Origin of the sequence: Curtobacterium sp. JUb34, from assembly GCF_003755065.1 — a bacterium.
Lineage (GTDB): Bacteria > Actinomycetota > Actinomycetes > Actinomycetales > Microbacteriaceae > Curtobacterium.
This window is the reverse complement of sequence record NZ_RJVH01000001.1, coordinates 4,700-18,956: the sequence shown is the minus strand read 5'-3', so window position 1 is coordinate 18,956 and position 14,257 is coordinate 4,700. Positions and strand designations below refer to the sequence as shown.

Below are 14,257 nucleotides of genomic sequence, written 5' to 3'. Positions count from 1 at the left end.
CTACGTCTGCGTGATCCACCCGGGAGGGGTTCCCGGTCAGGGCATCCCCGCACGTGAACGGGCGGGGGAGCATCGAACCGTGACCGCTCCGACGACAGCCGACGTCCCGACCGATCGAGGCCCGCACCGAGCCGCGCGGCTGACACTCGTGCTCGCCTCGCTCGGGTTCTTCCTCATCACGCTCGACATCCTCATCGTGAACGTGGCCCTGACCACGATCGGCCGGGAGCTCGGCGGCAGCACCGCGGGGCTGCAGTGGGTGATCGACGCGTACACGCTCCTGTTCGCCTCGTTGCTGCTGTTCGCCGGCAACCTGTCCGAACGGATCGGGGCGAAGCGGGCGATCGGCTGGGGCGTCGCGGGGTTCCTCGTGGCCTCCGTCGCCTGTGCCCTCGCCCCGACGCTCGGCGCGTTGATCGCCGCGCGAGCGGTCCAGGGCGCGGCTGCCGCGGTGATGCTGCCCGCGTCGATGGCGCTCATCCGCGAAGCCTTCCCCGAGGCCCGCGAGCGGGCGCACGCCCTCGGCATCTGGGCCGTCGGTGGCGCGGTCGCCGGAGCGGTGGGACCGATCCTCAGCGGCGCGTTGACGACGCTCGACTGGCGGTTGGTCTTCGCGATCAACCTGCCAGTGTGCGTCGTGATGCTCGTGATGCTCGTCCGGGTGGCCCCGTCGGCTCGGCGACCGGCGCGGTTCGACGCTGCCGGTCAGGTCCTCGCGCTGCTCGCGCTCGGAGGGCTCGTCTTCGGGCTCATCGAGGGCGGTGCGACGGGCTTCGGCCGCTGGTACGTGGTCGTCGCGTTGGTGGTCGCCGCTGCCGCGGTCGCCGGGTTCCTGCTGGTGCAGGCGCACGGCCGGAACCCGATGATGCCGCTCGACCTGTTCCGCTCCGGCGGGATGCGGATCGCCCTCGGTGTCGGGTTCGCGTTCATGGTCGGCAACTTCGGCAGCGTCTTCGTCCTGAGCCTCTACCTGCAGCAGCACCTCGGCTTGTCGCCACTGGCAGCAGGGTTGGTGTTCCTGCCGTCCGCGGCGTTCAGCATCGTCGGCAACGTGGTGAGCGGCACCCTCGTGAACCGGTTCGGCGCACGGGTCCCCGTCGTCGCCGGACTCAGCACGATGGTGCTCGGTCTCGTCGTGATGATCGTGCTCGCACCCCACGACTCGGTCGTCGCGGTCGCGGTCTGCACGATCCTGACCGGCGCGGGCGGGTCGGTCGCGATGCCGCCCGCGACGTCGGTCGTCCTCGCCAGCGTCCCCGCTGAGCGGTCGGGAACCGCGAGCGCGGTGTTCAACACCTTCCGGCAGGTCGGCGGGGCGGTGGCGATCGCGGTCTTCGGGGCGTTCCTGGCGGACCGGTCGCAGTTCGTGGTCGGGACGCAGACCAGCTTCGTGGTCGCCGCCGTGGTGCTCCTCGTCGCGGCGCTGGCAGCGATCCGCATCACGAGCGAGTGACCGCTGGCGACGGCACAGCGTCAGCTCCGGACGTCGGTCCCACGGTGCTCGGCGGAGTCCCGCTGCTCCGTCGCGGCCACGGACCCGAGCAGGCGGAGCGCGTCGGCCGTCGGTGAACCGGGTTCCGCGCTGTAGAGCAGGAGGCTGAGGCCCGGGTCGCTCATCAGCCGTGACCCCTCGAAGTGCAGGTCGAGGACGCCGACGACGGGGTGGACGAAGTGCTTCTCGCCCGTGGCGTGCCGACGGACGTCGTGCGCACCCCACTTCGCCCGGAACTCCGGGCTGCGCGTCGACAGCTCACCGATCAGGGCTTGCAGGTCCTCGTCGTGGGGATCGTGGCCGGCCGCGGTGCGGAGGATCGCGACGCTCTGGTCGGCGGCGACGTCCCAGTCCGGGTGGAACGCGTCGGCCCAGTCCCGGTCCAGGAACGCGGCGCGGGCGAGGTTCGGCCGCTCCGACCTGCGGAACAGGTCCGCGTAGAGCGCCCGGCCGAGCGCGTTCGCACCGAGCAGGTCGAGTCGGTCGTTGCGGATGAACGCCGGCCCGCCGGTGAACGTGTCGAGCGTGTACTGGAGCCCGACGCGCAGGGTCTTCGGCGTCGCTGCGCGGCGCTGTCCACGGACCGGGGAGGCGTTCGCCGCCCGTGCGAGGTCGAACAGGTGGTCGCGCTCCGCGTCGTCGAGGAGCAGCGCGCCGGCGATGGCGTGCAGGACGCCGTCGGAGACGCCGGAGAGGCTGCCGCGCTCGAGCCGCGAGTAGTACTCCACGCTGACGTCGGCGAGCATCGCGACCTCACTGCGGCGCAGGCCGGCGACCCGCCGGTTGGGCCCGCCGGGCAGGCCGACCTGCTCCGGGCGGACCCGGGCACGGCGGCTGACGAGGAAGTCCTTGACGTCGTCGCGGTTCGTGGTCATGAGGCGACCCTACGAGTCCGCGCCGGGGCGCGGGGTGCACTGCCAGGACACCGGACGGGAGGCACGGTGCCAGCTGGCACCGCGCCTCCCGTCCGCCCTGTGGCGCGTCCACCGCGCCCCTGCCGTGGTCACGCGCGCGGACTGATCCGGACGGTCGCCGAGGTCGGCCCGTCCTGGAGCATCGGCGGGAGGTACGGACTGCCGGCGTACTTCGTCTCGTACGCGAGGTCGATCCGGCTGTTCAGGTCGGGGCCGATGGATTCGAACACCACCTCGTGTTCGGTCCCTGCGGCGCTGATCCTGCCGGCGCCCTGTTCGATCGCGGAGCGGTACCAGCGGGAGCGTTGCCCGTTGTAGGCGCGGACGTAGAGGTCGCCATCGACGACGACCGACCAGATCCAGGTCGGCGTGCCGTACGTCGTGCCGTCCGCCCGGAACGGGCTGACGTGGAGGTCGTCGGAGGCGGCGATCGCCGCGATGGTGTCGGGGTTCCAGTCGGACATGTGCATCCTGTTCGTCGGGCCAGTGCGCTGCTCCCCCACCGTACGAGGGTGTGGACGGTCGAGGGATGCCCTCGTGGAGCACCTCTCGACGGTGCATCCCAGCCGTGTCCGGTGCGGTGTTCGCTCGTCAGCGACCCACGCGAGTGACCCACGGAACAGCGGAGGAAACACCGATGACGACGAACCAGCCCACGAACGCCGAGCACGATGCGCTGCTCGGAGCATTCAGCACGACGGACCCGGAGTTCGTCGAACGCATCGGAGCGTTCACCTTCACGGAGACGGTCGCGGAGAGCGCACTCGACGCGACCGATCGCCTGCAGTACCAGCTCGGCGCCCTGGTCGCCGTCGGTGCCGTCGAACCGTTCCGGGTGCTCCTCGACGCTGCGCTCGACGCCGGTGTGTCACCGATCGCCGTGAAGGAGGTCGTGTACCAGGCCGGCGCCTACGTCGGGATCGGCCGCAGCCTGGGGTTCCTGGCCGCGGTGAACGAGGTGCTGACCGCGCGCGGGACCGCACCGCGGCTCCGGTCGCAGGCGACCACGACCCCTGCGGACCGGACCGAGCGCGGCATCGCGACACAGCGGGAGATCGTCGGTGGTGACACGGTCGACGCCATGTACGCGAACGCCCCGAGCGATGCGGCGCGCTTCCAGCGGTTCCTGTCCGCGAACTGCTTCGGCGACTACTACACGCGGACCGGTCTCGACGTCCGGCAGCGAGAACTCCTGACGTTCGCGGTGCTCGTCGCACTCGGGGGAGCGGACGGCCAGGTCGCCGCGCACGTCACCGCCAACCAGAACGTCGGCAACACGCGCGCCGAGATGCTCGACGTGCTCACGGCGCTCCTGCCGTACATCGGCTACCCGCGCACCCTCAACGGCCTGGCCGCCGTCGAGAAGGGTGCGCCCGCGGCGGCCTGAGCCACAGCGGTGCCCCACTGGTGCACCCCGTGCTCGGCTCCGTTTCCCTAGGGTCGAACGTGACGCGGGAACGACCCCCGTCCAGAGGCGTCGTCCGTCGCCGCAGCCGCACACCACCGGAAGCAGGACACCGTGCACCACACCCGTCTCGGATCGACCGGACTCGTCGTGAGTCGTCTCGCCCTCGGCTGCATGAGCTACGGCGACCCCGCTCGGGGTCTGCACTCCTGGACCATCGACGAGGACTCCGCCCGCGGGTTCTTCCGGCAGGCGGTCGAGCTCGGCATCACCTTCTGGGACACCGCGAACGTCTACCAGCAGGGTTCGAGCGAGGAGTTCGTGGGGCGCGCGGTCCGCGAGTTCTCACGACGCGAGGACATCGTCCTCGCGACGAAGGTGTCGGGGAAGATGCACGACGGCCCCGGCGGTTCGGGCCTCTCGCGCGGGGCGATCCTCGAACAGGTCGACGCGTCGCTCTCCCGCCTCGGCACCGACTACATCGACCTGTACCAGATCCACCGGTTCGACCCGGAGACCCCGGTCGAGGAGACCATGGCGACGCTGCACGACCTGGTGCGGGCGGGCAAGGTCCGGTACCTCGGCGCCTCGTCGATGTGGGCCTGGCAGTTCGCGAAGATGCAGACCGCTGCGACGGTGAACGGGTGGACGCCGTTCGCGACGATGCAGGACCAGTACAACGCCCTCAAGCGTGAGGAAGAGCGGGAGATGATCCCGATGTGCGTCGACCAGGGCGTCGGCCTCGTTCCGTACTCCCCGAACGCGAAGGGGCGGCTCACCCGCCCACGCGGCGTCGAGACGGCCCGCTCGAGCGTGGACGAGGTCGCCAAGGCGTTCGACTCCGACGCCGACGGGCCCGTCATCGACGCGGTGCAGCGCATCGCCGAGGACCGGGGCGTCCCGATGGCCCAGGTCGCGCTCGCCTGGGTGCTGCGGAACCCGGTCGTCTCCGCACCCGTCGTCGGCGCGACCAAGCCGAACCACCTGGAGGACGCCGTCGCCGCGCTCGACATCGACCTCACCGACGACGAGGTGGCCGCGATCGAGGCGCCCTACCAGCCGCAGGCACCGTTCTGGTGGTGAGCGCGACGCTCAGCGGACGCGTGTCCAGGTGCCGCTGAGCTGGATGAACTCCCCGCCGACCACGGAGCTGGCCATGCAGGTCCCGGCGTCGTAGTCCTCTATGTGGGTGACGTGGTCGCCCGCGTCGTCTTCCGTCCACCGGACCACGTAGAGCCCGTCCCGCACCTTCGTGGTCGTGTACGGCATCGTCTCGGTCCGTCCGGCGATGGCGCCCCCGGTGACGTGGAACGTGACCTGGGTGTCGGTGTCGAAGGTGATCTCGACGGTGAAGTGTCCGAGGGGGGTGTCCGGGCCGAGGTCGGCGAGCCAGGTCTGTCCGACGGCGGGGAGGGTTGCGGTGGTGTCCAAGAGGGGTTCCTTCGTGGGTCGTGTGGATCAGAATTCGAGGACGAGCCGGCCGCGGACGCCGCCCCGTTCGAGTCGTTCGTGAGCGGCGACAGCGTCGGCGGCGGGGACGACTCCGGCGACATCTGCCGTGAGCTCGCCCCGGTCGACGGATCGGGCGAGCCGCTCGATGGCGTCGTGCCGGAGGTTCGAGCGCATCACGTAGGACCCGAACACGCTGATGCCGCGGCCCGGGTCGACGTCGGTCGGCAGGTAGAACGCGACCTGCCCGCCGTCGCGAGCAGCGTCGACGACCTGGTCGGTCAGGACCGCCGGGTCCGCGACCGCGTCGGCACCGCGACCGTTCGTGGCGTCCCGGACCCCTGCGGTGAAGTCCGCCGCACGGTCGAGGACGACCGCCGCACCGAGACCGCGGACGCGCTCTGCGTCGGCGGGACGCGCATCGGCGATCACGGTGATGCCGCGCGCAGCGGCGAGTTGCACCAGGTACCCGCCGACGGCGCCGGTCGCACCGGTCACGGCGAGGGTCTGGCCGGGCTCCAGGGCGAGGTGTTCGAGGGTGATCTCCGCGGTGAGGGCGTTCGACAGGAACGCCGCGCCTCGGGCGAACGAGCCGTTCGACGGCATCCGGGTCACCGACAGGCTCGGCAGGACGATCCGTTCGGAGTAGCCACCGTGGCTCCCGTCCGGCACGACGAACCCGGTGACGGAGTCCCCGACGACCAGGTCGAACCCCTCGGGTTGCTCCGGGCCGATCTCGTCGATGGCACCGGCGACGTCGGTACCGGGGACGACGGGTTCGGCGATCGCACGGTCGTTGCCGGCGAACCCTCCGGACCGGATGATGGTGTCGACGGGGTTCACGGCAGCGGCGCGGACCCGGACACGGACCTCGCCCGGTCCCGCGTGCTGTTCCGGCAGCTGCACCTCGTGCAGCACATCGGGTGCTCCGTACTCGGTCAGACCGATCGCTCTCATGGTGGCTCCTTCGTGGTCGGGGACGCACCCGACGATGCCAGCCGGCGTCCGCGCTGTGGAGGGCACGGATCTCTCCCCCTCTCCGTCCGGTGGCAGACTGCCCGACGTGGCGATCGACGTGCGCGCAGCAGAGCTCGGTGACTTCCTGCGTGCTCGGCGCGCGGAACTCGACCCGGCGGCGTTCGGGATCCCTGCGGACGTGCGGCGACGTGTGCCGGGCCTCCGTCGGGAGGAAGTCGCGCAGGCCGCGTCGATCAGCGTCGAGTACTACACGCGCATCGAGCAAGGCCGTATCGCGGTGTCCGCTCCAGTCCTGGCAGACCTCGCCGACGTGATGCGTCTGACGAACGAGCACCGGGCGTACCTGACCGACCTCACCGGGAAGGCCGAGGCCGCTCCGCCACTGCCGAGCGTGCAGTCGGTGCAACCGGCGCTGCAACGCGCGCTGGACGACCTCGCGACGACACCTGCGTTCGTCCTCGGACGGTTGACGCGGATCATCGGCTGGAACCGGCTCGGTGCCGCGCTCATCACCGACTTCGGGGCGATCCCACCGGCGGACCGCACCTTCATCCGGCTGTTGTTCGCGGACCCGGCGATGCGAGCCCTGTACGCCGACTGGGCAGAGGTCGTCGAGCTCGCCATCGCGCAGCTCCGGGGTGACAGCGCGCGGTACCCCGACGACCCCGAGCTCCGCCGGGTCGTCGACGGGATGACGGCCGACTTCCCGGAGTTCCGGGAGATCTGGGCCGCCCACGCCGTCGCCGGTCGCGGGACCGGGCGGAAGACCCTGCGTCACCCGGTCGTCGGTACGGTCGAGCTCGACTGGGAGATCCTGGCGTCGGCGATGGACCACGACCAGCTGATCGTGCTGTGGACGGCGGAACCGGGGTCGGCGTCCGAGGAACGGTTGCGCCAGCTCGCCGAGCGCACTCCGCACCGCTGACGCTGACGCTGCCCAGGGCAGCCGACGGCCGCAGCGCCGCTCAGGCGCTCGCTGTCGCCCCGATGATCACGGCACCGAACACCCAGGCGTAGCGCGCCGGACACGGACGCGGAGCGCTGCCGCCGACCGACGCGGAGCGCTGCCGGTCAGGCCGTGTGGAGCATCGCCACGCTCCGGTCCCACAGCTCTCGGGCCAGGTCGGCGTCCTCGGCCTGCGGGTTCGGTGCCGCCACCTTGCGCTTCACGTAGTACTCGCCGGTCGGGTAGTCGCGGCCGGGGGTGTTGTCCGCCAGGTACACCAGGGTGTCGGCGCCCTTCTCCGGTGTCGTCAGGAACACGTGGCGCAGGGGCGTGTGGTACACGAGGTACATCGGCGAGGTCTTGTCGTTCGAGAACCCGGTGCTGATCGTGCCGGGGTGGAACGCCGTCGACGTCACGCCCTGGTCGCGGTACCGGCGGTCGAGTTCCTTGGTGAACAGGATCTGTTCGAGCTTCGAGTCGCCGTAGGCCTTGGTGGCCCGGAAGTGCCGCTCGGCGTCGAGGTCGTCGATGTCGACGCGGCCGAAGAGCTTGTTCGCGACGCTCGAGGTGTTGATGACCGTTCCGCCGGACGCGACGAGCCGGTCCATCAGCAGCTCCGTGAGCAGGAACGGCGCCAGGTAGTTGACCTGGAACGTCAGCTCGTGACCGTCGACGGTGACCTGGCGGCCCGCGCTGAAGATGCCGCCGGCGTTGTTGGCCAGCACGTCGATCCGGGGGCAGCGCTCCAGCAGGTCCGCGGCGAGCTCCCGGACGGCGGACAGGTCCGAGAAGTCGGCCACGAAGTGGTCGACGCCGAGGTCACGGGCGACCCGCTCGGTCTTGGCGGGGTTGCGACCGACCACGACGACCTCGTTGCCGCGGCGGACGAGCTCCCGCGCGGCGGCGACGCCGATGCCGTCGCTCGCGCCGGTGATGACGATGGTCTTCGCGGCCATGGGTGCTCCTCGGGTCGAGGCGAGCGTGCGCTCGCCTCCGTCCGTCCTACAGGGTCGGCCCTGGACGGACCACGTGACGGACGGGAGGCACGTGGCGGGCCCGCCACGGGCCTCCCGTCCGCCACGGTGTCAGTGCGCAGGCCGCGCCCGGCCCCGCCAGGTCGGCCGTCTGCACGACGACGCCGAGGGTGGGGACACCGAGCGCACGCGAGAGGATGGGCGTGTGACCACCGCGACCAGCATCCTCGACGCGATCGTCCGGCACGTCGACGACACCGGCTTCGGCGCCCACGGCCTGCATGTCCGCACCGGGGGCGACGGCACCGCGGACGACGTCGCCGAACACCGCTGGACGCCCGACGTGCGCGAGGAGATCCACTCCGCGGCCAAGGGTGTGTGCGTGCTCGCCACCGGGATCGCCGCCGACGACGGCCTGGTCGACGTCGACGAGCCCATCGCCGACGCCCTGCCCGGGTTCGCGTTCGGAGACGGCGTCGAGCAGGTCACCCTCCGGCACCTGCTGACGATGACGAGCGGGATCGACATGCCCTGGTCGGCGACCGAGCTGACGGACTGGCCGGACCTGGCCGCCGAGTTCCTGCGGCGCCCCTCGCGGGGCCGCGTGTTCCAGTACGCGAACGTCAGCACCTACACCGCCATGCGCGTGCTCGAGACCCGCGTCGGCGACGTCGGCACGTTCGTGTCCCGACGCCTGTTCGACCCGCTCGGCATCGACGACGTCGAGTGGTCACGCTGCGCGAACGGGTACGTCGCCGCAGGTGAGGGCCTGGCACTCCGCACCGAGGAACTCGCGCGCCTCGGCAGGCTCATCCGTGACGGCGGAGTGGTCGACGGGCAGCGCATCGTCAGCGCCCGCTGGTGCGACGCGATGCACTCCGACTGGGTCGAGCGCGAGGGGACCGGGCCGGGGTACCACCGCTACGCGATGGCCGGGTGGGGCGGCCCGGGGCAGCTGTGGCGGCTGCACGGGGCGTACGGGCAGATGCTGCTGTTCGACGACCACCCCGACGGTGACACCGTGGTCACGATCACCGCCGACGACCACTTCGGCGCCGACGCCATGGCCGCGTTCGTCGCCGAGGAGCTCGCCCGGCAGCGGTAACTGACATCTCGTGGCTCCTCGCCGTGCGAGGATCGATCAGTGCAGGAACAGGCGCCCGTCGCGATCATCATCGCGGCCATGAGCGAAGAGGTCTCCGCCTTCGCCGACCTCTTCGGCGGAGTGCCGATCCTCGACGGCCCGGTCGGTGGCCACGACCCGCACCAGCTGCTCGACATCGGCGGCGCCACCGTCGCCGTCCGCCGCAGCGGCATCGGCTTCACGAACGCGACGGCTGCCGTCGCGCACGGCTTCCACGACTTCGGACCCGGCATCCCGGTGATCAGCGTCGGGACCGCCGGCGGCCTCATGCACGGCATCGCGATCGGGGACGTCGTCGTCGGCGATCGCTACGTCAACCTCAACGCGGACGCCACGGCGTTCGGCTACGCCCTGGGCCAGGTGCCCGGGATGCCGACCGGGTACGCACCGGACGCCCGACTGGTCGAGCTGGCGATGGCCGCCGACATCGCCTGGCCGCTGCGCTCGGCGACGATCGGCTCGAGCGAGGTCTTCGTCACCGAGGGACGCGCCCGGACGCTCCGCGGCGCCTTCCCCGACGTGGCCGCGGTCGACATGGAGTCGGCCGCCATCGCGCAGTTCGCGCACGTGCACGACATGCCGTTCGTGTCGGTCCGGTGCATCAGCGACCTGTGCGCGCCCGACGGCGCGGAGTTCCGCGAGCACCTGGACGGCGCCGCGGCGCGCGCCGCCCGCGTGGTCCACGACCTGGTGCGCGGCCTGCGTCCCTGAGACCCGGCCCGCTGTCGGACGGGAGGCGCGGTGCGGGCCCGCCACGTGCCTCCCGTCCGCCCCGTGCACGTCGAGAGCCACGGTGCTGCCCGCCAAAGCGACAATCCTGCGGCACGGGGCACCGTCCGTTCCGCCATCGCGACAGATCTCCGCGAACTGTTCGCGGCACTTTGTCGCTTTCGCGGATGCGGGATCGTGCCGCGGCCCGCTGTCGGACGGGAGGCGCGGTGCGGGCCCGCCACGTGCCTCCCGTCCGCCCCGTGCGCACGTCGAGAGCCGCGGTGCGCACGCATGTGCGCCAGCTGCGAGCGCATCCCGCGCACGGTGCGATGATGAGCGGCGGCCGTCGCCCGGACGGCCGGAGACGGAAGTGCCGAGCGTGACCGAGACCCGCTCCGAGACCCCGACGGAACCGTCGAAGCCGACGGACCACACCACCCCCACGACCGACACCACCGACGACGGTGGCCACGGGCCGCGCAAGGGCGTCGCCGTCCTCGCGCTCGCCGCACTCGGGGTGGTGTTCGGCGACATCGGCACGAGTCCGCTCTACGCCCTGCGCACCGTGTTCACGATCGACGACGGCCTGGTCAAGGCCAACCAGGAAGACGTCTACGGCGTCATCTCGATGATGTTCTGGAGCATCACGATCATCGTCTCGATCAAGTACGTCCTGATCCTGATGCGCGCCGACAACGACGGCGAGGGCGGGGTGATGGCACTCGCCGCCCTGGCCCGCCGGCTCTACGCCAAGCGCCGCGGAGGTGCGGTGATCTTCCTGGTGATCGGCATCGTCGGCGTCTCGCTCTTCTACGGCGACTCCGTGATCACCCCAGCCGTGTCGGTGCTGTCCGCGGTCGAAGGGCTGGGCACCGCCGCACCGTCGGTCGGGCACCTGATCGTGCCGATCGCCGCCGTCATCCTGGTCGTGCTGTTCGCGGTGCAGCGCTTCGGTACCGGCAAGGTCGGCAACCTGTTCGGCCCGGTGATGCTGCTCTGGTTCGTGGTGATCGCCGCCGCCGGTGTCCCGCACATCCTGCAGCACCCCGGTGTCCTGCAGGGGCTCTCGCCGACGTGGGCGATCTCGTTCACCTTCGCGCACCCGTACATCACGTTCGTGGCGATGGGCGCGGTGGTGCTCGTCATCACCGGCGCCGAGGCGCTCTACGCCGACATGGGGCACTTCGGCCGCTCGCCGATCCTGCGGGCGTGGTTCTTCGTGGTGTTCCCGGCGCTCGTCCTGAACTACCTCGGGCAGGCGTCGCTCGTGCTGCGCGACCCGTCGGCGGCGAAGGACCCGTTCTTCCTGCTGTTCCCGGACGCGCTGCGACTGCCCGTGGTGGTGCTGGCGACGCTCGCGACCGTGATCGCCAGCCAGGCCGTCATCTCCGGGGCGTTCTCGCTCACCCGCCAGGCCGTCCAGCTCGGGCTGCTGCCGCCGCTGACGATCCGGCAGACCTCGCGGCGGGAGAGCGGCCAGATCTACCTGCCCGCGGTGAACCTGCTGCTGTTCATCGGCGTGCTCGCGATCATGCTCGCGTTCCGGTCGTCGGCGAACCTCGCCACGGCGTACGGGGTGTCCGTCACCGGCGCTCTCGTCGTCGACACGCTCCTGCTCCTGCTCGTCGTCCGCCCGCTGTGGAAGTGGACGACCTGGAAGCTCGTGGTCGCGGCGGTGGCGTTCGGCGGACTCGAGCTGACGTTCCTCGCCGGCAACCTGTCGAAGATCATCCACGGTGGCTGGGTACCGCTCCTCATCGCCCTGGCCGTGATCACGGTGATGACGACGTGGCGCCGTGGACGCGCACTGGTGCAGGAGGAACGGAAGGAGCGCGAAGGGTCGCTCGCCGACTTCATCGACCGCATCAACCACGAGCACATCCCGCGGGTGCCCGGGGTCGCGGTGTTCCCGCACCCGAACAAGGAGACCACCCCGCTGGCGCTCCGGGCCAACGTCGAGCACAACCACGTCGTGCACCGGACCGTCCTGATCGTCTCGGTGCTCACCGCCAACGTGCCGCACGTCCCGCACGCGAAGGCCTTCTTCCGCGACGACCTCGGCTACGAGGACGACGGCATCGACCACATCACGGTGAAGTTCGGGTTCTCGGACGACCAGGACCTGCCGAAGGCCCTGCACGCCGCCTGCCTGGCCGAGGTGCTCGACATCGACCCGGAGGAAGTGCTCCGGGCGTCGTACTTCATCTCCCGCGGCGCACTCCGCCCGGTGCCCGGCAACCGGGGGATGGTCGCCTGGCGGAAGAAGCTCTTCGTCGGCCTCGCCCACAACGCGGCCGACCCCGCAGCGCGCTTCGGGCTGCCGGCACAGCGCACCGTGACGATGGGCAGCGACGTCGAGATCTGACCGGGGATCCGCATCCGCGGAGCGCAGACCCCCGTTCGGGGGTGCTGGTCTTGTGCACCCGTTCAGGGTTACGCTCACGGGAACCACACTCGCGCTGTAGGCAGCATCACCAACTGCCGGACCAGCACCAGGATCAGGAGCACAGCCAATGAGGCTTGGAGCACTCGCGCGCGCCCAGAAAGAACCGGGGGCGCCCACTTCCACCCGATGGTCAGGTCGGACACAGGGGGTCGCGGTCGTCACCGTGGCGCTCCTCGGCGCCGGCGGCAGCATCCTCGCGGCAGCCCCTGCGATGGCTGCACCGGTCGCGTCGACCGCAGAGGGCCGCTTCATCAGCGGTTCCGCGCTCGGCCTGAACCTCGACGACATCCTCACGGTGACCCCGGCGGACGCCGTGAACACCGGTGGGGCCGCGGACACCGACGTCCACCCGCTCGACGTCACCGCGCTGAACGCGGTCAACGTGAACCTCGGCGGGGGTCTCAACCTGCTCGGGAACAACGGCATCCTCACCCTCGGTGCCGTCAACCAGTACGCCGCCGCCAACGCCGACGGCAGCTCCGTCGCCGCTTCCGGCGCGGTGACGAACACCGGTGGGATCGGAGTGGGCGGCCAGGACGGCGTCCCGCAGTCCAACGCCACGCTCGACCTGTCGGGCCTCATCGGCACCGACCTGGCGGGCGCACTCGCGAACGCCCAGCTCGAGGTCGGTGCCGTCTCGGCGACCGCTGCCCAAGCAGCCGGCCCGGACGGTGCACAGACGGGCGACTACGGCATCGCCGGACTCGACCTGTCGCTGACGAGCCCCGCGCTCGGCGCCACGGTGACCGACCTCCGCACCACGCTCGGCACGCTCCAGCCGACGGTCGACAACCTCGAAGACCTGCTCGCGGTGCTCGGTCCGCTCGTCGAGGTCGACGGCATCCCGAACCTGGTCACGGTGCTCGACTCGGCCACCGGTGACGTCACCAGCGCCGACGGCTCGATCACGGCGAACCTGCAGACCGGTGCGATCACGGTCGACGTCGCCGCGGTGCTGACGAACGCCGGACTGGACATCAACAACCTGCCGGCGAACACCGAGCTGCTGCCGTACATCACGGACGCGCTCACGACGCAGCTCCTGCCGGCGGTCACGACCGCGCTGCAGGGCGTCGTCACGCAGCTCACCGCCTCGCTGCAGGGCCTCTCGGTCACCGTGCTCGGCGTCCCCGTGCCGGTCGGCCAGGTCCTGCCCATCGTGAACCCGGTGCTGGCGCAGGTCGTCGCCCCGATCAACCAGGTCGTCGTCGGCCTGGGCGAGACGGTGGTCACACCGCTTGCCAACGCCCTGACGACCGTCGTGTCGCTGCAGGCCAACGTGCAGGAGACCAGCGCCGACGGCGTCTTCACGCAGCGTGCACTGCGCGTCGCCCTCCTGCCGGCTGCCGGCACCGCCGTCGTCAACCTCGCCTCGGCGGCGGTCGGTCCGAACGCCGGTCCGCTCGCGGTCCCGACCATCACCACGCTCGACCCGGACAACGGCCCGGTGGCCGGTGGCACGGTCGTCACCGTGACGGGTACGGGCTTCACGGACGACGCCACGGTGTCGGTCGACGGTTCCGACCCGATCGAGGCGGACTCCGTCTCGGACGACGGTACCGAGCTGACGTTCACGACGCCGGCGCACGACGTCGGCACGGTCGACGTCACGGTCACCACGCCCGCTGGGACGTCCGACCCGCTCGACTTCACGTACACCGACGACGCGGCCGCGGTCCCGACGATCACCACGCTCGACCCCGACAACGGCCCGGTGGCCGGTGGCACGGTCGTCACCGTGACGGGTACGGGCTTCACGGACGACGCCACGGTGTCGGTCGACGGTTCCGACCCGATC

The 14,257-nt window shown here is 71.2% G+C and carries 13 protein-coding genes (1 of these 13 only partly in view); 8 read left to right on the top strand and 5 right to left on the bottom strand.

The features are described from left to right. Positions 1-79: 79 nt before the first annotated feature. The gene (locus EDF63_RS00070; RefSeq protein ID WP_221180507.1) at positions 80-1,453 is read left to right on the top strand and encodes an MFS transporter; all 1,374 of its coding nucleotides are present in this window, start codon (positions 80-82) and stop codon (positions 1,451-1,453) included. A 20-nt stretch (positions 1,454-1,473) separates the two neighbouring features. On the opposite strand, the gene EDF63_RS00065 is transcribed toward EDF63_RS00070, so the two are convergent. Beyond that, positions 1,474-2,367, bottom strand: coding sequence for a helix-turn-helix transcriptional regulator (locus EDF63_RS00065; RefSeq protein ID WP_123310087.1), 894 nt, complete (start codon positions 2,365-2,367; stop codon positions 1,474-1,476). 128 nt (positions 2,368-2,495) lie between these two features. Next, positions 2,496-2,870 carry a DUF2255 family protein gene (locus EDF63_RS00060; protein ID WP_123310085.1) on the bottom strand — a complete coding sequence of 125 codons (375 nt, stop codon included), beginning with the start codon at positions 2,868-2,870 and terminating at the stop codon, positions 2,496-2,498. A 173-nt stretch (positions 2,871-3,043) separates the two neighbouring features. Here EDF63_RS00060 and EDF63_RS00055 point away from each other — a divergent pair, with 173 nt between their 5' ends. Further along, a complete protein-coding gene (locus EDF63_RS00055) occupies positions 3,044-3,793 on the top strand; it encodes a carboxymuconolactone decarboxylase family protein (RefSeq protein ID WP_123310083.1) in 750 nt (249 codons plus the stop codon). A 132-nt stretch (positions 3,794-3,925) separates the two neighbouring features. Next, positions 3,926-4,894: an aldo/keto reductase gene (locus tag EDF63_RS00050; protein WP_123310081.1), complete on the top strand. Its 969-nt coding sequence runs from the start codon at positions 3,926-3,928 to the stop codon at positions 4,892-4,894. Positions 4,895-4,903: 9 nt separating this feature from the next. On the opposite strand, the gene EDF63_RS00045 is transcribed toward EDF63_RS00050, so the two are convergent. Both EDF63_RS00045 and EDF63_RS00040 read right to left on the bottom strand, forming a co-directional pair. Next, on the bottom strand, positions 4,904-5,242 hold the full coding sequence (locus EDF63_RS00045) for a MoaF-related domain-containing protein (protein WP_123310079.1): 339 nt from the start codon (positions 5,240-5,242) through the stop codon (positions 4,904-4,906). Positions 5,243-5,269: 27 nt separating this feature from the next. Then, positions 5,270-6,217, bottom strand: a complete 948-nt coding sequence (locus EDF63_RS00040; protein ID WP_123310077.1) for an NADP-dependent oxidoreductase — start codon at positions 6,215-6,217, stop codon at positions 5,270-5,272. 106 nt (positions 6,218-6,323) lie between these two features. On the opposite strand from EDF63_RS00040, the gene EDF63_RS00035 reads away from it, so the two are divergent. Continuing rightward, entirely contained in the window at positions 6,324-7,163 is an 840-nt protein-coding gene (locus EDF63_RS00035; RefSeq protein ID WP_221180505.1) for a helix-turn-helix domain-containing protein, read from the top strand. A gap of 146 nt (positions 7,164-7,309) precedes the next feature. On the opposite strand, the gene EDF63_RS00030 is transcribed toward EDF63_RS00035, so the two are convergent. Beyond that, positions 7,310-8,140: an SDR family NAD(P)-dependent oxidoreductase gene (locus tag EDF63_RS00030; protein WP_123310067.1), complete on the bottom strand. Its 831-nt coding sequence runs from the start codon at positions 8,138-8,140 to the stop codon at positions 7,310-7,312. Between the two features lie 223 nt (positions 8,141-8,363). Between EDF63_RS00030 and EDF63_RS00025 the strand changes: the two genes are divergently transcribed. The 4 genes from EDF63_RS00025 to EDF63_RS00010 form a co-directional block, all read left to right on the top strand. Continuing rightward, entirely contained in the window at positions 8,364-9,263 is a 900-nt protein-coding gene (locus tag EDF63_RS00025) for a serine hydrolase (protein WP_123310065.1), read from the top strand. Positions 9,264-9,302: 39 nt separating this feature from the next. Continuing rightward, entirely contained in the window at positions 9,303-10,013 is a 711-nt protein-coding gene (gene mtnN, locus EDF63_RS00020) for a 5'-methylthioadenosine/S-adenosylhomocysteine nucleosidase (protein WP_123310064.1), read from the top strand. A gap of 379 nt (positions 10,014-10,392) precedes the next feature. Then, positions 10,393-12,378 carry a potassium transporter Kup gene (locus tag EDF63_RS00015; protein WP_123312134.1) on the top strand — a complete coding sequence of 662 codons (1,986 nt, stop codon included), beginning with the start codon at positions 10,393-10,395 and terminating at the stop codon, positions 12,376-12,378. A 244-nt stretch (positions 12,379-12,622) separates the two neighbouring features. Then, on the top strand, positions 12,623-14,257 hold the 5' portion of the coding sequence (locus tag EDF63_RS00010) for an IPT/TIG domain-containing protein (protein WP_185021214.1). 1,476 nt of this gene lie beyond the right edge of the window; 1,635 of the gene's 3,111 nt are visible here — the first part of the coding sequence; the start codon lies at positions 12,623-12,625; the stop codon falls past the right edge of the window.